The organism is Paenibacillus arenosi (assembly GCF_014841135.1).
GTDB lineage: Bacteria > Bacillota > Bacilli > Paenibacillales > Paenibacillaceae > Paenibacillus_B > Paenibacillus_B arenosi.
The window spans coordinates 374193-400483 of record NZ_JACYTN010000001.1 but is presented as its reverse complement, the minus strand read 5'-3'; the positions used below and the strand labels follow the sequence as shown (position 1 = coordinate 400483).

The following is a 26291-nucleotide window of genomic DNA, read 5'->3' as shown; positions in this document are numbered from 1 at the left end:
CTTTCTTTCCTTAATACTGTTTATATTACTTCATCCCAGAGATCGTGTAACCTTCAATAATATGTTTTTGGAAAAATGAGAAAATGATAATAATCGGAACAACCATGAACGCAGCCCCTGCCATTTGCAGGCCGAAGTCCGTACCATGCTCGCCTTTTAACAATGACAATCCTACCGACAACGTATAGAGCGAATCATCATTAGCCATAATGAGCGGCCAAAGGAAGCTATTCCATGCACCGATAAAGGTAAGTATGCCTTGAACCGCAAACACGGGCTTAGCAATAGGTAGGATCAGTCGGAAAAATATTTTAATTTCCCCTGCCCCATCAAGCCGTGCAGCCTCTAGCAAATCCATCGGTATCGTCGTCATAAACTGACGGAACAAGAAAATACCGAAAGCGCCAACGAGCCCTGGCAGCACAATCCCCGTCATCGTATTCGTTAACCCCATCGCATTAATGATCAAGTACACTGGAATCATCGTAACTTGCCCCGGGATCATCATCGTTGCCAACACCAAGTAAAACATTTTGTTCCGTCCAGGAAATTCGAACTTGGCAAACGCATATCCTGCCATCGCATTAAGGAGTAGCCCAATAAAGGACCAAAATACAATTGTCATCGTGTTTTGGAAATAGACGAGAAAGTCCATTTCTAGAAATAACCGTTTATAATTATCAAGCGTCGGCTGATCAGGGAAAATCGTTGGCGGTACAGCTGTAAATTCATTCGCTGGCTTGAATGATGAACCGATCATCCAAATGAACGGAATCATCATGATAAGGCCTCCCGCAACGAGCAGTGTTGTCATAAATACCTTTTCAAGTCGTCTAGCGGTCATCCTATATTCCTCCTTCCCATTCCATACAGTTCAGAAAGCTGCTTCTTAATATTCCACATCTTTTTTCCTTACGATAAACTGAATGATGGTCGCTGCAATAATAAATAGGAAGAGTACAAAGGAACCTGCAGCCGCATAACCGAAATTACTAAGCTGGAATCCGTTGTTGTAAATAAAGAGCGCCATAGACATCGTTTCATTAAGCGGTCCACCCTTTGTCATAACGAGCGGTTCCTCGAAGAACTGAATCCAGCCGATTAGCGTCGTAATCGTGACAAAGAAAGTAGCGAAGCCAAGCAGCGGAACGGTAATGTAGAACAGCCTTTGCCGTTTGTTCGCTCCATCGATTTCAGCAGCCTCATAATACGTACGCGGAATGCCCTGAAGGGCAGCTAGGAAAATGATCATATTCACGCCCATCGACTTCCACAGTGCCATTAAAATTAATGACAGTTTCGCCAACACCGGGTCCTGAAGCCATTTCTGTGCGGGAATATCAAACCAAGACAACATATGATTAAACAATCCGTACTGACTATTATACAAATAGCCCCATACGACAGCGACAGCTACAATGTTCGTGATAGAAGGCATATAATAGATAACTCGGAACGTCTTAAACAGCCGTCCTGTTCCGTAATTAAGCAGCAGGGCAGCACTCATAGAAAGTATAATCACGAGCGGAACCCCAACAACGACATAGAATGCCGTGTTATAGATCGATTTCAAAAATACCGGGTCTTTAAACAACTGTACAAAATTATCGAAACCAACTGCGCTAATGTTGGAATAATCAGCAAGCCCTGCTAGATCGATGTCTGTAAAGCTAATGACCAATGCAATAAGGATTGGAATGATGGAAAATACGATTAGCAACAGAAGCGTAGGTGCGATAAATAAGTATGGGACTCTATATTTAGTCCACTGCTTCCAAATATGCTGCATCGTCTTTCACCCCCTCGGATTATAGCTGCAGCCTGCCCCGATGGAGCAAGCCGCATCGAACATTCAACATGATGACTTACTTTAATTTAGTAGAACTAAACTGGACACATAGCCTTTACTTGCTTAAAATTCCTTTTGCCTTCTCGTTCAAAGCATCCAGCTCTGTCTTCACATCTGCATCACCGACTGTAATCTGCTCGAAACTAGCAATAATCGCTTGAGCAATCGTTTCCCATTCTTTAATGAATGGTGCAGGACGAGAATGTTCCAACTGTTTGCCGAAGGAAGCGACAAGCGGCTCTTTCAACTTTTCATCATTCCAAGCTTCTTTTACAGATGGAAGCGTGTTAGCCATCTCATACCATTTCAGCTGCGTTTCTTTCTCTGACATGTAGGAAATGAATTTCACCGCTTCATCCGCCATTTTCGTATGACTGAACACAGAAAGATTCGATCCGCCGATGGAAGATGTGTTCGTTTTCTTCGTAGGCATCACTACTGTTGCCCATTTCCCATCAATCTCAGGTGCTTTTTCTTTAACCGTACCAATCATCCAAGGTCCACTAATGAACATAGGAATTGTTCCATCTTTGAACGCTGCAGTAAGATCCAAGTCTAGACCTTGCGGCACCAAACCTTCATCCCAGAAGCTCTTCAAATATTCAATCGATTCCACATATTCTGGCTGATTGAATAATGGCTCACGCTGATCATTAATTAAGTCGCTTCCGTTCTGCCAGCCGAACAATGCTGTCGTAATTTGGTCACGTCCATCGATTGTAATACCGTACTTGCCTTCCCCTCGTGCTGTCAGCTTCTTCGAAGCATCCTTCAAGTCATCCCATGTCTTTGGGCCTTCGGGATAGCCGGCTTCTGCTAGCAAGTCTGTGCGATAATAAAGCACACGTGTCTCTACGTACCATGGAATACCTACCACTTTACCGTCATGTTTCATCGTTTGAACGGCTCCATCGAAGAAGTTCTCTTCTTTTAAGTTCGGATGCTTCTCCATGTAAGAAGTCAAATCCAGCAGTGCGTTTGCATTCGCGAATTCCGGTATCCAAGAAGTTCCCATCTGGATGACGTCAGGGCCGCTTTTTGAAGCTACTGCCGTCATGAGCTTGTCATGAGCATTTCCCCAAGGGATCGCTTGCACATCGATTTTCACGCCTGGATTTTGCTGTTCATACTGTTTTACCAGTTCAGGCAGCTTCTGACCTTCTCCACCCATGGCCCAAACTTTTAACACCTTTTCTCCATCTGCTGTTTCTTTAGACCCACCTGAACAACCAACTAAAGCTACCGAAAACATGAGTAATACCGTCAACGCTAACAACAACGATTTTCTCTTCATTTCCATTCACCTCGTCTGTAATGTACGTGCTCTTTGAACCTTAATGATGAATACTTATAAATTCGAAACGTTTCGATAATTGTCGAAATTATGACCACTATTCGCACAAAAATACTTACTAACTATTTCGGCTAAGTACTTCCATACATTCCTTATTGTTTATGTAAACAACTTATATCATAAGGAAACAGCTGTTTACGAGTAAAAGACACTTTGTTTATAAAAATAGATGTACAATAATTCGAAACGTTTCGATGGTCATATTATAATCTTGCATGTTAGCGTTTTCAACTACTTTTTTTATTACTCCTGTTTGCGTCTTCCATTGTCTATTCCTCTTTTTAGATTTTCTGCATGCAAAAGAAAGGCTCACTCCATCTTCAAATGGTGGAACAAGCCTTCTAAGTGTACTCAAATCTACTCCTTTTTCTCTGTCATATAATAAGTGAAAGCAATGACAGGTAAAGTTATCCCAATCAACAATGCTGCTTTCCAGCCGCCTATAGTATATGCCCATCCTTCTGTCTCAGAGGCAATAGCACCGCAGCAAAAAAAGATGACCCTGCAATGCTCGTACAGGAATCATCTTTTCGCATCTGTTGATTATATAGTTGTTCTATTATTGAACCGTAAATTGCTTAACGATACGAGCACCATTATCTTTAGCCGTAATCCAAAATTCTACCGAGTACGACTTGCCCCGCTCCAATTTCGCTTGATGATCATACGTCACCGTCTCATTTGGGGATAAGGAGTCCTCTCCAAGTACCTGCATAAACATTTGGTCCGCAGATAAATGCTCAACAACAGCCCCTGTTGCATCCTTAATTATCAAGTCAAATCTTTGCGATGTATTGTACTCTAACAATAGCGTCTCAGATCCTGTATTACGTACGGTAAATAGGAAATTGGTCTTTCCTGTTGTCGCATCCGTACTAATCTGGACATCCGTCTTTAACGCCTCTTCTGTCCGCTGTGCTGTATCTATATTTGCCAAAATTCTAACCAATGTAGTTACATCTTTTCGCTTTACTTCCGTACGGAATGACGTCGCATCCGTCAATATTCCTTTATTCAATGCTGTAAATACGTAGGGCGCTGCCCATGCGGAGCTATCCAATAAATTCTTTGCTCCCGTTTCCAACGTGACTTTATCATCTAGCGGAATCTTAAAACCTTTCATCAAAGCAACTAGCAGTTGTTCCAATGTAACCTTATCATTTGGCTTGAATTGTTGATTTGAAACTCCGCTCATTAGCTTTGCCTCGATCACAGCAGGTATAGCCCCATTGTTAACAGCCCAGTGCGCTTTCGTATCCTCGAAGGTTGAAGATATATTGGTTGAACGAAGTTCAAATAAACGAGCAAGAACCGTTGCCAATTCTGCACGTGTCAAATTCTCATCCAACCGATCATGAATTAACTTAGCAGGCTTCTTAAACTCAGGCATAGGCGGAGCGGCATAGACAGACGATCCAAGTACGCCAAATACAACCAACATAACGACAGCTATCTTTTTCTTCATAGCCTTGCTCCTTTCTCATCATTATGTTCATTAGACGACCCTCCAACTTATATTGTTGCAGACAGTTGCTTATTCGATTCAAAAAAGGAGATTTATATCTATGATTTCTTCATTACGTTCAATTTCGCCACGAATACGATCGAGCGTTAATTTCATTCTTTCCGTAAGCTTCCCTTCCGCTTGCTTTTCACTAATCGCAATATACAATAGGAATTGACGAAGCTTCAAAAAGGTCGGTATTCGCTCCAGCTCTTCACGCTCCAACGTACGATGCCGTGTATATCCCGCTAAGAAGTAGGAGAAGAACTCCCGAATATGCTGATTGTTTTGACCAGCCTGATTACCCGTTATCACATAATATAAAATGACAGCAATGTCGTTCACATACCAGTTGTACTGCATATCATCAAAATCAAATAACGTAATTTGCCCATCTACAACAAAATAATTGCCGCGATGACAGTCATAATGGATAAGCCCATAGTTCTGAGACGTCACAGGATAAGCATGCAGCTGTTTCAGCACTCCTTGTCCGTATTTAATGACAGCGGGTTGCCCCTGCAACAATTTCGAAAAATGCTGTAAGCGCGGTTCCTCATGCCATTGAATACGAACAAATGAAGGATCTGACGATGTAAATACCTCTGCTAGCTGATGCATTCGACCTACAATGTCACCTAGCTGAACAAATAAAGAAGGTACCCAATCTTTTTCCGATACTTTTTCACCCTTTGCTTTTTCATAGCTGACAAAGTAAAACTGTGCTACCTTATAAACATACTGCCCATCTATTGATGGAATACAACGAGATACAGGTATCCCGTGTTCAGCTAAATAATTGATATATTCTACTTCTGCCAGCAGCATCAATTTGGTACGACGTTCTCGGTGAATGATTTTAAGGATGAAGGATTGATTATCTTTTATATATTCATAGACATAGCTTTCAAATCCGCCAATTTCGATCATCTCACTTGGATCTACGCCATAAACCAATGCTGCTACTGCTATAGCATCATGTAATGGTATGCTATTCACTGTATCATCCATGTTGTATCCTTTCACCTCATTTACATCTCTTTCCATTCATTAAATCAGGAATACATTAACGTGTAAAGAGGAACCGCTGCCTAGGCGCATACATACATTAATGATTAATGACAAATGTATCGTGAGATGGAGGTAATACAGCATGCCTTGCTCCTGCCAGCAACCTAAACCCGGCATTTTATATCAGGGCCACCCAAATGTATTAGCCCAATGGAAGACGTATCGTGACACGATGCAAGAGGTGCTTCAGCCTCATCTTCATAAGACCGTTCGGATTACTCTTGATAATGGAAATATGTATGAAGGTAAGATTGTTGGTGTCGATGGGAGTTTTCTATTACTCGAAGTTATGATGCCTGCCGCAGCTGTTCAAGCTCCCCAAGCTACCACCTCTAGAGGATACCAACCTACGTCACCTGATCCCGATTACAGAAGCTATAGCAACGTTATTTTACCGCTAGTCTTGTATGAATTACTTGTCATCACATTGCTTTTATAATAAACCTACATGAAAATGCCGCATTCGCCACGCTTAGTTAGCGTACAGCGAAATGCGGCATTTTCATTATTCTTATTCAAGCTATCTGTTTAAGCTAAATGTTTGAATCATTCATGAACTTGTTACACTTTATTGCGCTTGCTCCGTGGATGAAGCTGTCTGCACTTGCTTCTCCTGTGTAAAGCGCAGCATCGATATTAAAATTAACACGAGAGACAATGCCCCGAAGATGCCGGCCATATACTGCAGCCCGATCGTATCCAGCAGCAAACCTACCGTTAGAAGTACGACTTGGAACATGACCCGATCGATCATGCTGCGGAAGGAGAAGAAACGACCATGATATTCTTTAGGAATTGTCGTCTGAAAGTAAGTAGAGAGCAGCGGGAAATAACAACCTGCCGCAAAGCCAAACAATCCGAATGAAGCGAGCGCAACCCATGCATAGTCTGCAAACAACAACATGAATTGAGATATGGCTATCATTACGGAGAACAAATATAACCGATTCAGCAAATTCCCGTTTCCTGAAAGGTAACGCACAAGAAAAGCTGCTACGATAAAGCATACGCCTTCTACGGCATACAGGGCACCTTTAATTTCAGAGCTCTGGTGCATTTCACTAATATTAATAACCATAAGGTTGAATGCACCAATGAATAACAAGGGAACAATAGAAATAATAAGTGCCATCGTTGCTACCGGCATACTTTTCAGCATTGGAATTACTTCTTTAAAGCTGCCTTTCGATCCATGACGCTTGCCGCCTTCTTTCTTCGTTTCATCTACACGCAGCAGCATCGTCGATAATAACAGCAGTACATAAGCAACAAATGAAGCCATATACAACGTGTACAAGTCAACGACCATTAACAAGCTTCCCGCTGCTGCCGTACCTAATATTCTCGCCACGGTAGAAGCGTTCATATTGACCCCATTCAATGTAATGAGATCTTTCTCTGCAACAATTTGCGGGATTAATGCTTGTAATGCAGGCAGTGTAAATGCAGCTGAAATTTGTAAAAAGACAGCGAACATCACCATCCATAGTACAGAGTCAAAAGCGAGCGCGACAAACATGAAGCACACACTAATTAATCGTCCAATACCTGAATAAATGAGTATCGTCTTCTTCTTATTCGCATCGATAACTCTTCCTGCCAGTGGACCGACCAATACACCTGCTAATAAGCCTGTAAACAGAATCAACGACTTCATAAAGTCAGAAGGGACATGCTTCTGCATAAATTCCAAGTTGGCGATAATCGACATCCACAAGCCTAAACTCGCAATAAATTCCCCTGCCAGTACAATCCATACATTGCGGTTTCTCCACACTTACTATCCACCTCATTTCATATGTATAATTTTCCTCATTTTTTAATGTTCCTATCATACCAGCAGTCCATCAAACAAACAACTGTTCGCTTTCAAAAAATACATAAAAGCAGGTCTGTGGCTCAACACCAAGACCTGCTAGAAAGAACGGTATTTGAATGAAATATGGATAAGACATTATCATTAGAGCGTCAGGGAAAGTAAACTACTGCGACATAAATTCAGATACCTAAATTCTGCCCCACTTCTTCTTCCGACAAGGACATTCCATCATGGATGCTCCGATTCATCTGCTCCGACCAGCGTTGATAGGCCTGCACATGTTCTGCGAGTACACCGGTAGCAATCTCAGCATAAAGTTCGCCAATCAATCGACTAGCCTCACTGAATGGTTCTATCCCATCCACTGTCATTACGCCGTATGAACCAAGCGGAAGGCAGAGCAAGGTTTGGTATGGACTTTTGGAGTCGGTATTACGCTCCCAGTCCTCGTCCCTCGTAACATCAGCACATTGGATGATAGACTGCTTGCGATAGCTGCGACCAGCAACCGAGCGATCAACATGCAGCTGTCGTTCACCAACGTAATGTTTCGGGAATCCAGCTGAGGCAAACCGAAGTGTCAGCTTCTGATCCGCATATAGCCATATGCCACATCGATGATGTCCTCCGGGCTTGCGCTTCATGTCAATTGCAATCATATCGAGCATCCTTTGCATTAAAAACGAAGTATCTGTCAGCACGTTATAGGCATCTTGCGTCGAGCGCAGATCATTCAACGTCTCAAGAAAAGGCTTCATATTACGTAAAGCGGAAATCGTCTGCTGTGCAGCCTGCTCGCTGTGCAGCTTATCCGTTTGAACTTGTTCCATCTTCTCTTGATAGCCTTGCAATCGTTCATCCCGCTTCAATACATCCGTAATCATTTCACTAAATTTCTTATTGATGTACATGGTACGGACAAAATAAAACAACAATCCCACTGCCAATACGACAGCAAATAAATGATAACCCCAAGGCGGCAATTTATCCAATAATACTTTGATAACCGCTTCCATCTTCACCCCTCCTTGCGCGAACGCTCGACCATGTAATGGTACAAACATATGCAGCAAGTGAAGCGAACATGCATTCTTGAACAAAAAATAAGGAATAATTGTTAAATTACATCCAACTTACTGCTAGTTGCTGTCGGAATAGGTTGCGATGTAATATAGCTCCGATAAATTACGTATGATTAAAATCAACGTATTAAGTTAAGCTCTTCACCTTCGGATGCCCATCAGGAACGAGGCATTCTCCGCATCATCACGAGCAAAATGCCACAGGCAAATACGTAACCAGTTGAATACATCAAAAATTGAATTTTTCTGCCTAACGTGATCGTTGTTCCATCCTGCCATGAGAAATCAGGTCCATTGGCAACAGCTTGCAGCTGTGTCGCTTGAGCGACTTCAACCGTTTGCTGTGCCGCAGCTTGTAACTGATCGGTCCACATAAAATACTGAAAAAATCCTCCAGCAGCTATAAACATAATGACAAACAGCCATAACACTTTTCGTTTCATCATCATTACCTCCCGGTATCCATATTTATAATTATGGTCTTCTCTTTATCCCAGCCTTCTGTCCATCCACCATACATACGATTCATCCATATCAACTATAAGGAGCCAATCAGATTTATTCTGAATTGACCATACACCAGAACAGGACATGCTCTGGCAACGCTTACAACTTGGTTGGACGCTTATTTACATTTCACCATTAATAAAAGAAGCGAACATATAGAATAGACATGTGAACCTGTAATTAGAGGGATACTCAGTTCCGTAATCATCCACGCATTATTGCAAGTATGATCGTTCGACTGACATGAGGTAAGAGCAGCAGCGGCCTGTAGATGAGGAAAAGGAATGATGTTGCCGAGTGCGTGTTGGAACTGTATATGTATAGTATAACGCAATCATTCACAAATAATCCATACTTTTTTCACACATTATTCACATCTTTTCCGAAAATAAGCTTGCTTGTTATCAAAAACAAAAATCAGATGTACTACCAGGCTGATTAATAATGACGACTACCGAACAACGGCAGCAGCCCCAGCAATACTCTACTTTAAACAATGTGAAAAGGTGTGCTGGACAAAAATGCATCTATTTTTAGTGAAATTCTCAATTAAGTAGCCAATATGGACAAATGTGCAGTTCATGTAAACGGAAATGCCCTTAAAGAAGCTATAAATGCAAAAATAAATGCACTTATGCGGATCTTTCCTCTAATTTGCGTATTTATAGAAAAATTAACTGCATATTTGTCCTATCTTAGACACGTTGCTAAAAATTTAATGTACTCTCGCTGCATACTCTGTGCTTGCTATGCTGAATAAAACTAAAAAAGCCGAGCTCAGGAACCAACGCTATCCCTACGCCTCGACTTTCTCTATAAAGAAATTTACTTTCTAATTCAGTTACTTCCTAAATTCAGTTAGCTGTATCCAATACCTACAACCTTGCAGCAAGCTCCTTCGCCAACGGTGGCAGCCAATTCTGCAATTCATCAAACACAAATCCAGCTTGACGTGCAGCACTATTATCCATTAACCAGCTGTCTGGCACCCCAAATGGAGAACGTTCCTCGTCAGACCCAGCGCTCATCATAATTGCTTTTCTCCCAACTGCCTGCTCCACAATACTCATAACCTCTGCTAGCTGTATCGTTCCATCGGAACAAGCATTAATCGGACCTTTCCATAACTGAGTGCCCGCCCATTCTAAAAATGATGCAGCTTCACTGGATTGAATATAGTTCATATGAGCATTCATATTTGGTATGTAGATAGGCGTTTCGTTGTGCACACGCTCCAGATGAAATTCCAGACGTTTCGTATAATCATCCGGACCAAGCACGATTGGAAACCGTACAGAAGCAACAGGAAATGCAGCTTTTTGATGAAACACGGCTTCACATAACTGCTTCCCTTTTTGATAAGATAGCTGTTCCTCAACTATCGGTTCATGTAAATCTACACCGTATGGATCGAAATCAGCCTCGACATGCAGCTTGCCGGATGGATTGTATACCGATAAAGTTGAAGTAAATACATAGTGACCAACACGCCCATCAAATGCCTCAACTGCATACTGCGCCGTCTCAGGGGAATAACAGATGTTATCATAAACGATGTCCCATTCACCTGCATGAGCTACAGCTTGGACAGATCGACGATCTGCGCGATCCAAGATCATACGCTGAACCTGATTTCCGAATGAATCCGTAGTTGTTCCACGCGTAGCAATTGTAACCTGATCTCCATTTTCCAGTAAACGCTGTACAAGCCTTTTACCAAAAAATCTTGTCCCACCCATAACTAGAATGCGTCTCATATGTAATTCAGCTCCTACTGTTCATATATTCATGTATGTATGCACAAAAACCGCCCAGCTTCCTTCAATAAGATATTGAAAAAAACTAGACGGTTCTTCTTCATATTCGTACTGATCTTTATGTTATTCATCACGAGCGTATTGCTGTAGGTGAAGCCGATACAGCTGCAGCCTTAGACTGAACTTTCTCTACTACTGGACGATGTACGGTAATTCCACCTTGTACCGTCCATGTAATGACTTGACCAGCAATGCCGACCGCAAGAATCGTGTACAACACATCCATTAGTGGCAAATACATCATAGATATTAGCAATACAACTACGTCAAATATAATAAATACAGTACCTACACTTAACTTAGTGACACGACTTACGAATAAAGCCATAATGTCGTCACCGCCAGTAGCTCCGCCAAAGCGCAGCACCAATCCTGCTCCGAATCCAGTTAATATACCAGATACGACAGCCGCCCAGAACAAATTAGGGCCGAAGTCAAGCACGAGCGTGGAGAACTGCTCGCACAAATAGTACGTGAGCGAAAACGCTCCTGCAGCAATCGCTGTGTTCATAATAAAGGTACGGCCTTTCAAAAACCATGCCGCGATAAAAACAGGAATATCTAATACAAGTACTGTAACCGCTGGTGACCAGTCAAACGCATATTTGCCTAGTAACGCCAACCCTACAAATCCACCTTCAGCCAAATTGTTCTGAAAGTTAATGTGATAATAACTAAATGCTAGTAATACGGATCCTAGCAACATCCATGCAATCTTACGTAATTGTTCATTTCTCCTCATCATTGTACCCTCTCGCTTCTGTTGTCATTGTCCTTCGACAGACAGCGAGGGCAAGAGATGAGGACTTCATCCTTCGAATCATCATAGTTCTCGCTTCCTTTTCGCAGTCTGTCATACCATCGTGGCAACTTTACTCTGCGAAGGGAAGCTAGATGTAGGAAAGATCATAACGTTTCCAGATTGTCCTTTGGGGCATCATCCTTCGGGGACGCATTGGTATCCTGATCCTTTCTTTTGTTTGGTTTGAGTTAGAGATTGTTCTCTCACTTACGTATATTATACCATATAATTCAGACACTCCAAAGCACCCTCATTCCTTAAATATCGGCGCCGTTCGCTGTATAACGGAATGAACCGTTAGAAATGAAGAAGATCACCACGCAAGTTCTGCTTCCTCTTGGTTTTGCTCTTAAATGCTACTAAAGGGACACTATTGACTTAAATTTCAATCAATGGAACGACTTGTCCACAAGAAGTTCATCAACCTATCACATTCCTTGTGCGTTCAATCACACTGTGACAGATTAGAAAAATTTAAAATCAAATTGTGAAAGAAATTGTCACTACCAGCTTATTAAGTACTTACCATTAATGATCGACATCTAAACTAGAAATGCAATTATTATTGAAAATGGATGGAGGACACCACTATGTTATCTTCCCGTACAATTGAAATTGTTAAATCTACAGTCCCAGTTCTTGGTGAACACGGTACTGCCATAACGAAGCGTTTTTACACCATCATGTTCGAGAATCATCCTGAACTGCTTAATATTTTTAATCATGCCAACCAAACGCAGCACCGTCAGCCAACTGCACTTGCTAATGTAGTTTACGCAGCCGCTGCAAATATCGATAAACTTGAAACCCTTCTGCCAGTCGTGAAGCAAATTGGACATAAGCATCGGGCACTCAATGTGAAGCCAGAGCACTATCCTATCGTAGGGAAATACTTGCTGATGGCCATTAAAGACGTGCTCGGAGACGCAGCTACTGACGAAATCATTTCAGCCTGGGGAGAAGCTTATGGAGTTATCGCCAATGTATTCATTCAAGTCGAAGATGATATGTATAAAGAAGCAGAGCAGCAGCCAGGCGGTTGGAGCGACTATCGACCATTCATTGTCATGCGCAAAGTGCAAGAAACGGAGCTCATTACTTCCTTTTACTTAAAGCCACATGACAACGGACCAATCGCCCATTTTGTGCCAGGGCAATATATTACGGTTCGTGTACAACCAGAAGGATCAGCAAATACACATCATCGCCATTACAGCTTGTCCTTAGCACCAGGTGAAGATTTATATCGAATTACGGTCAAACGCGAGGGAGCTGGGGACAATCATCCTGGCGGAATTGTTTCCTGTTACTTGCATGATGCGGTCCATGTCGGGGATACATTGGAGCTTACCCCACCTGCTGGTGATTTCATTTTGAATCAAGATAAGGATAATCCTGTTGTTCTTATCAGCGGCGGTGTAGGATTAACACCAATGGTAAGTATGCTACATGCACTTGCTGCGCAAGAGCCCGCTCGCGAAACTATTTATATCCATGCAGCGAAGAACCGAGATCAGCACGCTTTACGAAGTGAAGTGGACAAATTATCTAAAGAAAACGCTCACGTTAACGCTTTAACATGTTACGAAGAAGGAACGGTTGGTACAGACTGTGATCATGAAGGCTACATTACTGCCGATTGGCTCAAGACCGTACTATCCACAGACCAGCTTGCAGAAGCAGACTTCTACTTCTGTGGACCTGTTCCATTTATGAAATCGATACACGCGCAATTACAGCAGCTTGGTGTTACAACTGAACGAATCCATTATGAGTTCTTTGGTCCTTCAGGTACATTAGCATAACCAAACACTTGTAAAGAATGACCCCTCACCGCCTGCTTAATAGAAGTAATGCCCCTAACCAGTTAGCTTGTTAGGGGCATTTTATGTATAGTAAACATCAACACACTATTATTGCGCTTCAAATTGTTTAAAAAATCCAGAATGACTTTTTGCACACATTTTTTCTCTTGATATCTACGAGTTCATTTACACCCGTTTGCTCAAGCTTCTCGAATAAATCCTCAACATCCTTTTTCAACTTAAAATCCATTTCTTCCTTATACAAAGGCAGTAAACTAAAGAAATGCACCACTTTATCATCAGAGCACGGCATACTGAAAAATCCTTCTACATCATTTACTAATGTTGGAATAGCCAGTATCATGCCTGACAGTTTGGTGTTACTCGCGTATGGTTCAGCCGGATCACCATTTGGAATCGTGTGGCCAACATACAACCATGTATCGTATTCATGCGGAAGTCTCGCCATCGTTTTTAGCCAGCGCACTGGCCAATAGTTTTCTTCCTTCTGAAACCCTTCTTGCGATACGTCCCATGTCGGCGGTAAGCAGAGCATCAATTCTGCATACGAATACGATTCTGCTCCTTCTGGTACCGTCATTGGCAATTCGCTCATTCCTGATGTAATTAATGTATAGTAATTTCTTTCTGGAGTTGGAGCAACCATGAAAATATCAATATGAACGAGATCAGAAATCAATTCGTGAAATACATTGTCTACTTTTCCTATATATTTCTCAATATGATTACGAATCTTCTCTATTGATTGTTCATTTCCTTCAGCAAGTTGAAAGTCATGTTTTCGTTCCGTATGACGATATATCGGTTGACCGCTTTCTGTATACACTTGATCTTGATCTTGATCTTGATGACTCATAATAATCCTCCTAATATAAATACTTAGATCAGCAACTCCATCAACTCATTCATATGGCTAAAATATTTCCTCGGAAATACTTCTGCATTTTTCATCTTTTCGATGTCTGCTTGGTAAGCAATGAATTCGATCCCTGCTCTTTCGGACGCTTTCCCATCAATCCAAGAGTCCCCTATGGATAGCCAATCACGAGCAGAAGTAGCTGGATATCGATCAAGAATATATATAAATCCGTCTGGAGCAGGCTTTAGGGATTGCATGTGTTCTCTTCCAGCTACATAATCAAAATAGTGAATGATACCGTTATCTCGCAAAGCTGCATGCGCAGCTTTCTCTGAATTGTTAGTAACTACAGCTAAGTGATAGCTTCCATGTAATTTGTCTAGCAGCTCTGTTACCCCTGGCTCCAGCGCTGCTCCCTGCATCCCTTCTACCTCATGCTTAACAGGTATTTCCCACATCGCTTGCAGCAGCTCTGCTGTCATCCGATTGGTTGCTATTGCTTCTTCTATAATGGTAGAAGTCGTGTATTGCGGCAAAGGAAGTCCTTCAGGTAGCACGCATTGTTCCACAAGGAACGCATACGTCTCTTCTTTCATAGCTTGGAAATTAATCTTCGATTGCAGCAGTGTATTGTCCATGTCGAAAATAATACCCCGTTTATGAGCGAAGCTATTGTACATATCGTTCTTTGTAGGTACAGGGTTAGCACTAGAATTCTGCTGACTCTTATTATTCAATACGCTCATCTTCTCCCACCTCGTAGATACACTCGAATTTACACAGCCCCGCCAGGAATAAATTGATTCATCCAGCCGACGATGCGATCTAACCGTTCTACACGTAGTTCTGGATGTCCGCTGCGAGACAAGTTATGATTGGCATCTGGGAAACGGACGAACTGTGTTTCTTTGCCTTGACGTTTCAATGCAATAAACAATTGCTCCGCTTGTTCAATTGGACAGCGTAAATCCTGTTCTCCGTGCAATATTAATAGAGGCGTGTTGATCTGTTCCACATAAGCAAGCGGGGAGTGCTTCCACAGCTTCTCCATATCCGCCCATGCGTTGCCATCGATTTGATCTTCTGTAAAGTAATACCCAATATCACTTACACCATAAAATGAAATCCAATTGCTTATGGAACGCTGAGTTACAGCTGCTACGAAACGATCCGTATGACCGACAATCCAGTTCGTCATAAATCCGCCATAGCTTCCGCCCGTCACACCCAACCGTTGTTCATCAATATAATCAAAGTTCGCAATAGCATAATCGACAGCTTCCATTAGATCTTGGTAGTCTCGTCCACCGTAATCGCCACGGCATGCATTTACAAACTTCTGCCCATAGCCATGCCCACCACGTGGATTCGTATATATAACAGCATAGCCTTGTGCAGCTAGCAGTTGGAACTCATGCATAAAGGAGCTTGCGTACATGCCATGTGGACCGCCGTGAATTTCTAAAATGGTTGGGTACTTTCGTCCTTTTTCCATCCCTACAGGTGGAACCATCCAGCCTTGAACCTTCCAACCGTCAGATGTCTCGAACCAGAATATTTCTGGCTTACTTAATTCCAGCTCATCTAAAAATGAATCATTATGATGTGTTAATTGAATAGTCTTTCTTGTATCTACGTTAAAAGAGAACAATGCACCAGGCTGCATCATATCAGCCTTCACCATAATGATGCTTGTCTCATCCTTATTCCATGCAAATTGCATAACCTCTTGAGGTCCTTCTGTTAATAACTCATACGTACCATCCAAACCAACCTTAATGATATGTACACTTCCTTCGATCGTCGCAAGCGTATACATAAATTGACCATCTTTACTGAATATCGGGCCCTCAAACTCGCCAGCCTTCATATCTGTAATTGCATAGTTGCCAAGCTGCCAATCTACGTGCTTAGAGTGACAAACAAGTACGCCTTCTGGATAAGTTACTGTATATAAGCGCTGAAGCGACGCAAATCCATGGGAGAAATCAGATGCTTGGAAGGCGATGGTCCGACCATCATGTGAAAAGACCGGTTGGCTAATCGAAAGGCTAGAATCCGTTAATCTGCGAGATTCCGCATTCGTACGTTCAACAACGAACAAGTCATTCGTCCGTACTAAATCAGGATCAGCAGTCTCATCTTGCAAGTTCTTTGCCGTGTACGCAATGGTTACACTATCTGGAGCCCACGCGAAGCTTGTGACATCAAGATTCCCATTCGTTAACGCCTTGGCTTCACCAGTTGCACAGTCGTGTACAAACAGATGTGTTCGCTTCCCATCCCATAGCCCCGATCCATCCGACTTGTACATAAGTCGATTCACAACGATCACTTGCTTGCTGGGCTTGCGATTCTCTGTCTCTTCTTCTACAGGTAATGCAACAGCACTTACTTTGGACAAATAAAGGATGTACTGCCCGTCAGGTGACACGGCAAAGCTTGTCACACCCGCTTCAGCCTTCGTAACCACATAGGCTTCACCGCCAGAACTATCCATCACCCATACTTGATTATGATCGCCATCTTTGCGGATAAAAGCCAATGATGTTCCATCCTGCGACCATGCAGGAAATGTATCTTTTGGGCCTTGGGTCCAAGCACGATCCTGTTCTCCGTTACTCGATACGATTCGAATGGAGGTATCATATCCACTTTTGTCATCGTTCACTTGTTTCGATACATACGCAATACGATTGCTGACTGGACAGACGGCAGGGCTGCTCACCCATTTGAATTGATACAAATCCTCAGAAGTTATTTTACGTTTCCCCACTTGCTGTCTCCTCCTCCGATGATTACGTATACAATAACCCGCTCGGATATCCGAACGGGTTATGTATCTTCTTACATCATATCATCTTATTAGAAAATACTGCATAAAAATTTGGATAAAATTAGCTTGCCTTTCTATCCTTCTTATTACGTGAATCAACCACATCTCCAGGAAAAACGGTGTTATCGAGCTACAGGCTCTCGCTCATAAAGGCGATACATCTCCAACTCTTCGTCCATAGCCTTTGCTACAGCAAAAGCTTCTTGCACACTTTTCTTGTTATGCAAAACCTCGTAGAAGTATCGTACAACGAACATAAGCGCAGAACTTCCATATGGATAATCATCCGGTCCGATATATGTTTGGCAACCACCGTTCAAAAAAGCCTGTGCCAGCTTCGGATCGCCTAATGAACAGCCGTTTGCAAGTATAACTTTGCCTGGCAGGTTAACGAATCGTGCTACTTCCTCAGGGCCAAAGTCATCTCTTGGCTCATGCTCTTCATACACAGATTCATCCAGTTCAGGCATGACAAAGCTTCCTTCATCCCCATGAAAGCTAAAAATAATGACATCCGTATCTGGATACAAATCCTTACCTGACAAAATATCCATCAAGTCAGATGGTCTGCCAATCCAATACGTAATGACACGAGCATCGAATGATTCCAACGTTGTTCGGATGGCGTTTGCCTCCATATCACTGTCCGGCCCGCATACTAACGCAACACTCATAACAGGTTTACTCATCTTCCATTCCTCCATTAGTTTCATCGTTATTTTGAATACATATGAGATTCAACTACTAAAATATGGAGGTGATCGGGCTCGATATTCGACCCTAACAGCTACACGTTAACGCTTAGTGTTTGTCATCGTTAAAGACACTCCTCTTTACCAATATTTATAAACATTTGAATTGTGGAGTATATTACCATAACAAACACAACTACTTCAACCTACACCTTTTAAGGAATAAACTTGAAAAATGTTAAAGCTAAAGGCTGATCACAACTTGCATCATATAAATAAAAATAAGGAAACGGTAGAGTAACGGCGTTAACCTTCGCTCATCGTTTCCTTATTTTCTTATAGTAGGTTCCGTATACAGTTGTGACATTCTACTTTAAGGGAAGAACCCCTATTTACATTAAAGATCGCCAATTCTATAAGATACCATTGCGGCAGTAATATTGAAGCTAGAACCTGCACTTCCCTGCACTTGCAGTTGGATCGTGGCAGGAACGATTGTTACAGGCACGATTATCGTTCGAGTAAGCTCTAGTGCTAAACCTGATGGAACATCGATAAATAATCCAGCAATTGGGTTACCATCTCCTAGTATAGTCGCCGTAACTCGTTCTGTTGTTGCTACAAGACTATCGGCTACCAATTCGAAGTTGATGTAATAATTACCCGTTTGGTTAATTGTCCAGTTCGTACTAGGACCGACAAATCCAAAAACAGCCGGGTTGTTGGTGAGAGAGGTTGTAAAAGTTATTAATTCCGCAGCAGCTCCCACATTTTGTGGTGCAGCATTTTGAAGATCTATAAATGGTACCGATCCAATGGTTCCTGTTGGACCCGTCGCACCTGTTGGGCCTGATGGACCAGTGGCGCCCGTCGCGCCCGTCGCACCTGTTGGACCGATCGGACCATCTGGGCCCGCTGCTCCTGCTGGACCTTGTGCGCCGGTTGCTCCCGCTGGACCAGCCACACCTTGTGGACCTGCTGGGCCTGCTGGACCTTGTGGACCGACTGCGCCTGCTGGGCCTGCCGGACCTGCTGGACCCGCTGGGCCTTGCGCACCTTGCACACCAGGCTCACCTTGCGGTCCTGCTGGACCTGCTACGCCTTGCGGTCCTGCCGGACCTGCTGGGCCCTGTGCTCCCGCTGGACCTGCTGGACCTTGTGTGCCTGCTGGACCTGCCGGGCCCGCTGGGCCTTGTGGTCCGATTGGGCCTTGAGCACCGGCTGGACCTGCTACACCTTGCGCTCCTGTTGGACCCGCCGGACCTGCTGGGCCGGTTGCCCCTGTCGGCCCTGGAGGACCACCAGATGGACCTGTCGGTCCGGGAGGACCAGTTGGACCAATCGCAATAGGTGTGCTGAGTATGTTGTTTAGTTTGCTGTCGAGAATAAAGTTTTTCTTCGTAATTTCACGTAACGTATCGCGCACACTCTCATTTACATCAAGTATGTCCGTTAGAGATACCGTTGGCGCAGATACACCAGGTAATGTACCTAAGATGTACTGGAGCTTCTCACCTTCTGCGTTTATGATATGACTTAGCCCTAATTCCTCCATCGCTATGGAGGAGAGCAATAATGTAACCGCGTCTTCCCGCGTGACCGTTATTTGCGGCGTAATATTGGGAATATTCGATTGAGACATTGGATAACCTCCCGTGCCATTCGTCTATTGTGTATTTCTAACAGTATTGTATTGGTATCAATAGCTCATTGATTGAGTGTTTGCCCATAAGGATGATATTTACCGTTACTTATAACAAAAGAAAAGAAGATGAGGCATCCTTTCGCCTCATCTTTTTTCGTGGAACTATTATATTTGTGACTATATTTTTAAATCAATTTAACTATGGTTACTGTAGGGAACGTAAATGTTTGGGCTACCCCAGAACTGTTAACCAATTGAAGTATATTGGGCGCTGCACCAGTGTTGACAATTGCGGAAGCACTATATGCAGGTTGAATATTGCTATTAGCACCTGTATTCGTTACTGAATTAATACTTCCTACGACTGTAACACCGTTCAGCGTTAACGAAAGCGCACTAAGTTCCCCAGATGCCACCCCAGGTGCCGAAGCTGACCAATTTACTAAATAGGATTGGTTAGGATCCAGCAAAATATCTGCCGATCCAGGAATATGAGTAATGGCCGTACCATTGACTACTCCATTCTGACTTAAAGGCAAACCAACGTTATTTGCTACCGTGACATCCCCAGGCGTAGTAAACGTTCCATTATTAGCCGTTACGAGTGGCCCTGTCGGTCCTGTAGGACCGGTCACACCAACACCCGTCGCTCCTGTTGAACCTGCCGGACCAGTTGCTCCTGCTGGGCCTGCTGGGCCAGTTGCTCCTGCTGGACCTGCTGGGCCAGTTGCTCCCGCTGGGCCTGCTGGGCCAGTTGCTCCCGCTGGGCCTGCCGGGCCAGTTGCTCCTGCTGGGCCTGCCGGGCCTTGCGCTCCCGCTGGACCCGCTGGGCCGGTCGCTCCTGCTGGGCCTGCCGGGCCGGTCGCTCCCGCTGGGCCTGCTGGGCCAGTCGGTCCTGCTGGACCTGCGGGGCCTTGCGCTCCTGCTGGACCCGCTGGGCCGGTTGCTCCTGCCACGCCTGGCGCACCTTGTGCTCCCGCTGGGCCTGGGGCACCTTGCGGACCGGCTGGGCCTGGATCACCCTGCGGTCCTGCCGGGCCTGCTACCCCTTGCGGACCGGCTGGGCCCGCTACCCCTTGCGGACCTGCTGGACCCGGGTCACCCTGCGGGCCTGCTGGACCTGCTGGGCCTTGTGCTCCCGCTGGCCCGGCTGGACCTTGAGGGCCCACTGCACCTGCAGGGCCTGCTGGACCTTGCGAGCCAGTTGGACCTTGTGCCCCTGCTGGGCCTGCCACCCCTTGAGCACCTGTTGCACCGGCTGGACCGGTTGCTCCTGCCGGGCCCGTTGGTCCCGGAGGACCACCTGACGGACCTGTCGGTCCCGGAGGGCCTGTTGGACCAACCGAAATTGGTGTATTTAACACACTACTTAGCTTACTGTCCAATAAAAAGTTTTTCTTCGACACTTCACGGAGTGTCTCCCTCACACTGTCATTCACATTAAGAATATCACTGATTGTTGTAATAGGTGCAGTGACTCCTGGTAGTGTACCGAGAATATATTGAAGCTTCTCTCCCTCAGCATTAATAATATGACTGAGTCCAAGTTCTTCAAGGGCTATGGATGAGAGCAATAAGTTAACCGCATCTTCACGAGTTAACGTAATTTGCGGGGTAATATTCGGTATGTTAGATTGAGACATTTATTTTCCTCCTGGGCAATTGTCTTTGATGCATTCATACCGTCATTCTATGCTGATGCCTAGATTTGGTCTGGGCGTTTGCCCATAATAAAGAGATTTTGAAATAGCATGCTACTCTCTTTCAATAAAGCACAAACATAAAAAAGCGACCCGTATTATCAATTCGATAACAACGAGGACGCTTCTATATACCGGATTACAAAACCATGTGATCTGTATAATGGAAAAACCTCAGCTCGGAACAGAACTGAGGAAAATAAACGATTTTTTATGTTTTATTCTGTCCACTCGACAGGAAATATTTTAGTCGATTAAAAACAGGCTTTATTTCTAACCCGTTTAAAACTTTCGATCTTCTACACGCCACGTCCAATATTTATTTCCTTGGGCCGCTGGATGTTTGATTGCAGCATTAATCTCAATGACTGAATCTATTCGATATATATCTCCTCCGCCAAAAAAATCAGTCTCAGTGAAAGGAGCAAGTCCGTTCGTTACCGACAAGAACTCAAGATAATCTTTAGGCATATCAGGATACTTTTCTACTAAACGAGAAATATCATGAGAAGTAGCAGGGGCATGAAATACACATATGCTCTCAAAATTATAACCTTCTTCTCTAATAACAACCCTAGAACCATCTTTATATACGTCATAAAGTTCTTGTAGAGTTTTTTTAATAAACATAGATACTCACCCTTATTTATTTGAGTAACCCGCTGTAACTAATGTCAAATTCTATTTATTCTTGAACTCAATTGAATTGTAAAAATCCCACATCCAATATTCAACACCCTGGCATATAATTAACCTTTCAAGCCATGTTGTAAAATCTGAATGTATTGGTATTGCTTCATTTATAGGAGCAATTGCGTCTAAAAAATATAGGTACGGGAATCTATTTTCGACTACTCGATCACAATCAACGTAAATGCCTCCTATTGTGTGATCAGTCCATGCAATAGGTACCCATCGATCAGGTATGTTAATTTGCTCCTGTTTTATTCGTAAAATCCTGTCTAGACTTAATAAATCTGTACCCCCACCGTAATTTGGAACCGTATACATTCTTGCCCCATTATGAGTTAAATAAAACTCTATTACGTCAGGTGGAAAATTCCAATTATTTGTGATTATAATATCTTCAAATTCTTTTCTGCTGATAGGTTCATTAAATAAACAAGTTGCTTTTCCGATATTTCCCTCTTGAGTAATTGTAGTAACCATTCTATCAGAAGAGGAATTAAGCAACTCTTGAAGAGATTTTATAATTGATGTTAATCTAGTTTTTTCTGACAAACGCAAACACTTCCTTACTTAATAATAGTTAGCCCACCAACTATTCAAAACACTATGACTCAATATTCCGTTCTGCGGTTGAACACCAGGCTTCCAGAGAGGAATTAAATTGGATATAGCGTCACTCCCATTAAATCTTACTGGAATCATATGATGAACTTGTACGTCATCCCAAATGAAGTATGTGGGGTTTCCAAAACTAGTGTTATAATGCTTCATAAAATTAGTACGATAAGTAGATGATGGTGTTCTGGGATTTGGCACCATATCTGCGCGAGGTTCAATTAGTGCTATTCCAGATTGAGGATCGGAGTACTTAGGATACAAAACACCTTTTTTATTATAAAGGAAAGCGTCACTAGTTTCTTCATCAGCAGTCACCATTCCACTATCCCAAGTTGTCGATGAGTTAATTCTAAACTTCCAGTAATACGTATTGTACATGTTATCCTGCTTAACTTGACCAGTACCTGGTACAAAGTTAATAGCACTCAAATTAAAGTCTCCCGAACCCCATTGGCTATAACTTCCAAAGCGTGTAGTTGATGAAACTAATGAAGATACAGTTATTTTAGCTGCAATTGGTTTCGGCTTAGAGCCTGAAATTGATCTAATACGATACCCGTAAGAAACAGTGCCATTATGTGCAAATACAATAACATCGTATTTGATTGTAGAAGTTCTTAGTGGAGAAAAAGAAGATTTACGTTGCTCATACTCGCTTTCGGTAAGCTGAAACCCCTGTTGCAGATCTTCATCGTAAGTTACATAAAGAGGAATAACAATTTCAGTACCATTTTCACTGCTGGTTACGAATATTTTTACATAAACAAGAAATACTTTTAACTTCACCAACATTTCATTTGATTGACTGTCCATACTCCGCACGAACAAGCAAATACATCAATAAATGTTCTTTCAAATTCAAAACGCCTGTAATAAGACTTTTTGTACATGCAGCCGCACCTAGTGTAATAGTGCGCTTTATTAGTTGTGTCTACGTCATTAATCTCTTCTCCCACCAACTTACGTACAAGAAGTTTATTTTCTTCTGCGAATGCATCTTTACGTAAATACTTCATACTTAACTTCATTATGAAGACTCTCCCTTTGATACTTTAGCAATAACTTATCTAAGTCTTGACTCATTTCAACCATCCTACCATCGGTCAATTCTAAGCCTTTTTTATAGGCTTCGTTCATTCGGAACCGTAAGAATTCGATCTCTTCAAGCATTCTCATCAGTCCTTGCAGAGTAATAACGGTGGACGAGGTTCCCCTATTTCCCGTCCACCATAAATCAAGTTCCCCTAAACAGAATATATCTTTTGTTGTTAGATATTTCACTAAATGCAAATCACTAGCAACAAAAACAAAAAAAGTAGACACCAAACTCAGTGTCTACTTAGATAATAAATTAAATATGAATACCTTATTTAGGTAGTACCCAAGGAGCAGTGAAGGAAATAATATCATGAGCAATTCCAACTGATAGCGCTGTGACAAAAAGAATCGGTAATTTAGACATTAATTTTTTCATGCCAACCAATCCTTTCTAATATTTTATTTTTTATTAATGATAGTGAAATACATTTCATTCGTTCGAATTGCAATGTTCACATCAAAACGTGAGCTATCTTCAATAATAGCCATATTAATGAATGCCAAACTCTCAAGTGCATTATTAATAAGGCCTATGTTCAAATATTCTTTTGCACTTTTAAGATAGTATTCAAAAGCTTTGTTAACATCTTGCAACAGAAACAGTTTACCCACTAATTGATAAAAAAAAGCTAACCTAGCCCATTTGTCAGGTGTTGTACGCAAATCATTTAGGGATATTTTCATTTGTGATTCATGTACAAGTAGAGTAAGAGCGGAATCAAAATCACTTTTTGTTAAATAGATATTCATTAATTCCGAGACAACGTAAACCAAATTGTATTCCGATGAAAGTTTTAAATATGACTCTAACTGTAACAAAGCAAGCTCCACATTACCTGTATTTAAGGTCAAAAAACCTTCAAACATCTTGGAATTCCCATTAACATATGGAAGATCAATCTTCTTATAATCTTCCAGATAAATTCTGCTTTCTTCAAATCTCTTAAGATTATATAAGCAAAAAATAATGTTATTTATTGTTGCCGCCTTATATTCATCTTTATTTGTATGATTAATTACGTACTCACTAAATTGTAGAGAATCTTCATACAACATTAAGCTGTAGGCGTGAACAGCAAGGCAATAATGTAAAACTATTCTGTCGTTATCATTAAGAAAATTAGCATAATTCAAAATATTTTTCCCATAATGGTACAAACTATTTAACTTGCTAAAATCATTTCTTTCGATCATGTAAACCTGATACATGCCTTTCGCAATATAAGTCATCACACCATGTTCACGTGAATAACTTACTACTTTCTTAAATAATTCCAGTTTAATGGCGGTATCATTAACATCGTTTGCTGTGGTAAAAATTTGCTCAATAGCGTCATAGCTATCTACGAGAGGAAGTTCCAAGTACCTTGTGGCGATTTCTGTGATGAGGGGTGCAGGACATGAAATTGATATAGCTTCTTGAAGTATTTTTAGAATAACCTCTGCATTACGCTCTAATGAGATGTATATCCTTATGTACTCATCATAAGTTATTTCTAGTGCCTCAGCAAGCGATTTTATTGTAGTAATTTCAGGTTTTTTGACTTCTCCATTTTCAATTCTGGAGATAATACTTTTATTCACACGCGCCTTCTCTGCTAACTTGTCCATTGTCAACTTTAAATTCGACCTTCGGTGTCTAATTATGTCTGCAAAAGTATCAATCATCTCACTTTCACATCCTTTATTATTTTGAAACAAATTCAAAGAGTTGAGAACTATGAGTATCTAAGAAGGTTAGTAAACGATAAATCTCAGAAAAGATGTTTCGAGGTAATTTTCTTTATGGGGTCCGGGGAAACCTATCTCTGGAAAACGATTATAGCATATTTTTACATGTTGTCAATTAATTAAATCTTTCTAAAATATTGAAACAATAACTTAAAAAACAAGAAACACCCTCAATTTAAGAAGGTGTTTTCTTTGCTAGTTACAATATTGAAAGCCACTTGAATTGTAGAATGTACAATGATAGCAATCCGTTCTACTCAACCAATCTGCAAAATGTTTACGTTTGCTGCAACAAACTTTATCGTCTCTAGGTTTGTATTTATAAGCTTCAGTTGGTTTACGCCCGCGCCCGTGTTAAACACCGCAGAGCCTGCTCCTCCTGAACGCGAGTTACCATCCACTAATGGCGGGGCTACGGATAAGCTCTGGAACAAGGGCAGATCATTCAATGTAAATTGGACTCTTACAGGAAGACCTGCGAGCAGCGGGCATTCAATAAAGTTATAGGCTGCAAAATAAGTGGAGTTAGGTGCCAATGCAATTATGGTTGGAGCCGCAGCAGAAAATGAAATGCCCGTTCCATTTACAACTTCCGCTTCCAAAAAGGGGACCGCTTCATTGTAAGCAACATCGACATAGCCATAACCGTAGATCGCCGCATTATTTCCAGTCAACGACACACTGCCGTAATCTGTTATATCCGTTACGCGAATATTAACTGTGCTGAAATTTGTACCCGTTGTGCCAACCGGAGGGAATGAGCCAACCGCACAAATAAGGCCATTCGGCTT

24 protein-coding genes are annotated in these 26291 nt (G+C 42.2%); 2 read left to right on the top strand and 22 right to left on the bottom strand.

Features of this window, described 5'->3' with window-relative positions; all coding sequences use genetic code 11:
- Positions 1–25: 25 nt before the first annotated feature.
- From IFO66_RS01640 to IFO66_RS01620, 5 genes are all read right to left on the bottom strand, one after another.
- The gene (locus IFO66_RS01640) at positions 26–844 is read right to left on the bottom strand and encodes a carbohydrate ABC transporter permease (RefSeq protein ID WP_192023457.1); all 819 of its coding nucleotides are present in this window, start codon (positions 842–844) and stop codon (positions 26–28) included.
- 45 nt (positions 845–889) lie between these two features.
- Positions 890–1789 carry a carbohydrate ABC transporter permease gene (locus tag IFO66_RS01635; RefSeq protein ID WP_192023456.1) on the bottom strand — a complete coding sequence of 300 codons (900 nt, stop codon included), beginning with the start codon at positions 1787–1789 and terminating at the stop codon, positions 890–892.
- A 115-nt stretch (positions 1790–1904) separates the two neighbouring features.
- Positions 1905–3143 carry a sugar ABC transporter substrate-binding protein gene (locus IFO66_RS01630; protein ID WP_192023455.1) on the bottom strand — a complete coding sequence of 413 codons (1239 nt, stop codon included), beginning with the start codon at positions 3141–3143 and terminating at the stop codon, positions 1905–1907.
- Between the two features lie 619 nt (positions 3144–3762).
- Positions 3763–4668, bottom strand: a complete 906-nt coding sequence (locus tag IFO66_RS01625; protein ID WP_192023454.1) for a BsuPI-related putative proteinase inhibitor — start codon at positions 4666–4668, stop codon at positions 3763–3765.
- Positions 4669–4746: 78 nt separating this feature from the next.
- Positions 4747–5718 carry a phosphotransferase enzyme family protein gene (locus IFO66_RS01620; RefSeq protein ID WP_192023453.1) on the bottom strand — a complete coding sequence of 324 codons (972 nt, stop codon included), beginning with the start codon at positions 5716–5718 and terminating at the stop codon, positions 4747–4749.
- Between the two features lie 142 nt (positions 5719–5860).
- Here IFO66_RS01620 and IFO66_RS01615 point away from each other — a divergent pair, with 142 nt between their 5' ends.
- The gene (locus tag IFO66_RS01615; protein WP_192023452.1) at positions 5861–6217 is read left to right on the top strand and encodes an LSm family protein; all 357 of its coding nucleotides are present in this window, start codon (positions 5861–5863) and stop codon (positions 6215–6217) included.
- Between the two features lie 129 nt (positions 6218–6346).
- On the opposite strand, the gene IFO66_RS01610 is transcribed toward IFO66_RS01615, so the two are convergent.
- The 5 genes from IFO66_RS01610 to IFO66_RS01590 all read right to left on the bottom strand — a co-directional run bounded on the left by IFO66_RS01610 (position 6347) and on the right by IFO66_RS01590 (position 11748).
- A complete protein-coding gene (locus tag IFO66_RS01610; RefSeq protein ID WP_192023451.1) occupies positions 6347–7555 on the bottom strand; it encodes an MFS transporter in 1209 nt (402 codons plus the stop codon).
- A 221-nt stretch (positions 7556–7776) separates the two neighbouring features.
- Positions 7777–8613: a GAF domain-containing protein gene (locus tag IFO66_RS01605; protein ID WP_225445415.1), complete on the bottom strand. Its 837-nt coding sequence runs from the start codon at positions 8611–8613 to the stop codon at positions 7777–7779.
- Between the two features lie 224 nt (positions 8614–8837).
- The gene (locus IFO66_RS01600) at positions 8838–9122 is read right to left on the bottom strand and encodes a hypothetical protein (protein ID WP_192023450.1); all 285 of its coding nucleotides are present in this window, start codon (positions 9120–9122) and stop codon (positions 8838–8840) included.
- 939 nt (positions 9123–10061) lie between these two features.
- Complete coding sequence (locus tag IFO66_RS01595) at positions 10062–10943, bottom strand: NAD-dependent epimerase/dehydratase family protein (protein ID WP_192023449.1); 882 nt, start codon at positions 10941–10943, stop codon at positions 10062–10064.
- A gap of 130 nt (positions 10944–11073) precedes the next feature.
- The gene (locus IFO66_RS01590) at positions 11074–11748 is read right to left on the bottom strand and encodes a YitT family protein (RefSeq protein WP_420488634.1); all 675 of its coding nucleotides are present in this window, start codon (positions 11746–11748) and stop codon (positions 11074–11076) included.
- A 647-nt stretch (positions 11749–12395) separates the two neighbouring features.
- Between IFO66_RS01590 and hmpA the strand changes: the two genes are divergently transcribed.
- Entirely contained in the window at positions 12396–13610 is a 1215-nt protein-coding gene (gene hmpA / locus IFO66_RS01585) for an NO-inducible flavohemoprotein (protein WP_192023448.1), read from the top strand.
- A 127-nt stretch (positions 13611–13737) separates the two neighbouring features.
- On the opposite strand, the gene IFO66_RS01580 is transcribed toward hmpA, so the two are convergent.
- The 12 genes from IFO66_RS01580 to IFO66_RS01525 all read right to left on the bottom strand — a co-directional run bounded on the left by IFO66_RS01580 (position 13738) and on the right by IFO66_RS01525 (position 26174).
- Positions 13738–14487, bottom strand: coding sequence for a suppressor of fused domain protein (locus tag IFO66_RS01580; protein WP_192023447.1), 750 nt, complete (start codon positions 14485–14487; stop codon positions 13738–13740).
- Between the two features lie 23 nt (positions 14488–14510).
- Positions 14511–15236: an HAD family hydrolase gene (locus IFO66_RS01575; protein WP_225445414.1), complete on the bottom strand. Its 726-nt coding sequence runs from the start codon at positions 15234–15236 to the stop codon at positions 14511–14513.
- A 29-nt stretch (positions 15237–15265) separates the two neighbouring features.
- Positions 15266–17266 carry a prolyl oligopeptidase family serine peptidase gene (locus tag IFO66_RS01570; protein WP_192023446.1) on the bottom strand — a complete coding sequence of 667 codons (2001 nt, stop codon included), beginning with the start codon at positions 17264–17266 and terminating at the stop codon, positions 15266–15268.
- 182 nt (positions 17267–17448) lie between these two features.
- On the bottom strand, positions 17449–18015 hold the full coding sequence (locus tag IFO66_RS01565; RefSeq protein WP_192023445.1) for a delta-aminolevulinic acid dehydratase: 567 nt from the start codon (positions 18013–18015) through the stop codon (positions 17449–17451).
- A gap of 400 nt (positions 18016–18415) precedes the next feature.
- On the bottom strand, positions 18416–19660 hold the full coding sequence (locus IFO66_RS01560) for an alpha-helical endospore appendage domain-containing protein (RefSeq protein WP_192023444.1): 1245 nt from the start codon (positions 19658–19660) through the stop codon (positions 18416–18418).
- A gap of 188 nt (positions 19661–19848) precedes the next feature.
- On the bottom strand, positions 19849–21306 hold the full coding sequence (locus IFO66_RS01555; RefSeq protein ID WP_192023443.1) for an alpha-helical endospore appendage domain-containing protein: 1458 nt from the start codon (positions 21304–21306) through the stop codon (positions 19849–19851).
- A 339-nt stretch (positions 21307–21645) separates the two neighbouring features.
- Positions 21646–21993, bottom strand: coding sequence for an SMI1/KNR4 family protein (locus IFO66_RS01550; RefSeq protein WP_192023442.1), 348 nt, complete (start codon positions 21991–21993; stop codon positions 21646–21648).
- Positions 21994–22044: 51 nt separating this feature from the next.
- Positions 22045–22605 carry an SMI1/KNR4 family protein gene (locus IFO66_RS01545; protein WP_192023441.1) on the bottom strand — a complete coding sequence of 187 codons (561 nt, stop codon included), beginning with the start codon at positions 22603–22605 and terminating at the stop codon, positions 22045–22047.
- A gap of 18 nt (positions 22606–22623) precedes the next feature.
- Complete coding sequence (locus IFO66_RS01540) at positions 22624–23484, bottom strand: HNH endonuclease signature motif containing protein (RefSeq protein WP_192023440.1); 861 nt, start codon at positions 23482–23484, stop codon at positions 22624–22626.
- A gap of 186 nt (positions 23485–23670) precedes the next feature.
- The gene (locus tag IFO66_RS24285; protein WP_225445458.1) at positions 23671–23841 is read right to left on the bottom strand and encodes an aspartyl-phosphate phosphatase Spo0E family protein; all 171 of its coding nucleotides are present in this window, start codon (positions 23839–23841) and stop codon (positions 23671–23673) included.
- A gap of 327 nt (positions 23842–24168) precedes the next feature.
- On the bottom strand, positions 24169–25437 hold the full coding sequence (locus IFO66_RS01530) for a helix-turn-helix domain-containing protein (protein WP_192023438.1): 1269 nt from the start codon (positions 25435–25437) through the stop codon (positions 24169–24171).
- 320 nt (positions 25438–25757) lie between these two features.
- Complete coding sequence (locus IFO66_RS01525; RefSeq protein ID WP_192023437.1) at positions 25758–26174, bottom strand: hypothetical protein; 417 nt, start codon at positions 26172–26174, stop codon at positions 25758–25760.
- Positions 26175–26291: the final 117 nt, after the last annotated feature.

Coding starts and splice junctions, on each gene's coding strand:
- IFO66_RS01590 (WP_420488634.1), bottom strand. CDS start 11,748: ATGATGAGGAGAAATGAACAATTACGTAAGATTGCATGGATGTTGCTA.
- IFO66_RS01620 (WP_192023453.1), bottom strand. CDS start 5,718: ATGGATGATACAGTGAATAGCATACCATTACATGATGCTATAGCAGTA.
- IFO66_RS01595 (WP_192023449.1), bottom strand. CDS start 10,943: ATGAGACGCATTCTAGTTATGGGTGGGACAAGATTTTTTGGTAAAAGG.
- IFO66_RS01555 (WP_192023443.1), bottom strand. CDS start 21,306: ATGTCTCAATCTAACATACCGAATATTACCCCGCAAATTACGTTAACT.
- IFO66_RS01615 (WP_192023452.1), top strand. CDS start 5,861: ATGCCTTGCTCCTGCCAGCAACCTAAACCCGGCATTTTATATCAGGGC.
- IFO66_RS01580 (WP_192023447.1), bottom strand. CDS start 14,487: ATGAGTCATCAAGATCAAGATCAAGATCAAGTGTATACAGAAAGCGGT.
- IFO66_RS01605 (WP_225445415.1), bottom strand. CDS start 8,613: ATGGAAGCGGTTATCAAAGTATTATTGGATAAATTGCCGCCTTGGGGT.
- IFO66_RS01575 (WP_225445414.1), bottom strand. CDS start 15,236: ATGAGCGTATTGAATAATAAGAGTCAGCAGAATTCTAGTGCTAACCCT.
- IFO66_RS01630 (WP_192023455.1), bottom strand. CDS start 3,143: ATGAAGAGAAAATCGTTGTTGTTAGCGTTGACGGTATTACTCATGTTT.
- IFO66_RS01625 (WP_192023454.1), bottom strand. CDS start 4,668: ATGAAGAAAAAGATAGCTGTCGTTATGTTGGTTGTATTTGGCGTACTT.
- IFO66_RS01560 (WP_192023444.1), bottom strand. CDS start 19,660: ATGTCTCAATCGAATATTCCCAATATTACGCCGCAAATAACGGTCACG.
- hmpA (WP_192023448.1), top strand. CDS start 12,396: ATGTTATCTTCCCGTACAATTGAAATTGTTAAATCTACAGTCCCAGTT.
- IFO66_RS01635 (WP_192023456.1), bottom strand. CDS start 1,789: ATGCAGCATATTTGGAAGCAGTGGACTAAATATAGAGTCCCATACTTA.
- IFO66_RS01550 (WP_192023442.1), bottom strand. CDS start 21,993: ATGTTTATTAAAAAAACTCTACAAGAACTTTATGACGTATATAAAGAT.
- IFO66_RS01640 (WP_192023457.1), bottom strand. CDS start 844: ATGACCGCTAGACGACTTGAAAAGGTATTTATGACAACACTGCTCGTT.
- IFO66_RS01530 (WP_192023438.1), bottom strand. CDS start 25,437: ATGATTGATACTTTTGCAGACATAATTAGACACCGAAGGTCGAATTTA.
- IFO66_RS01540 (WP_192023440.1), bottom strand. CDS start 23,484: ATGGACAGTCAATCAAATGAAATGTTGGTGAAGTTAAAAGTATTTCTT.
- IFO66_RS01600 (WP_192023450.1), bottom strand. CDS start 9,122: ATGAAACGAAAAGTGTTATGGCTGTTTGTCATTATGTTTATAGCTGCT.
- IFO66_RS01565 (WP_192023445.1), bottom strand. CDS start 18,015: ATGAGTAAACCTGTTATGAGTGTTGCGTTAGTATGCGGGCCGGACAGT.
- IFO66_RS24285 (WP_225445458.1), bottom strand. CDS start 23,841: ATGCTTGAAGAGATCGAATTCTTACGGTTCCGAATGAACGAAGCCTAT.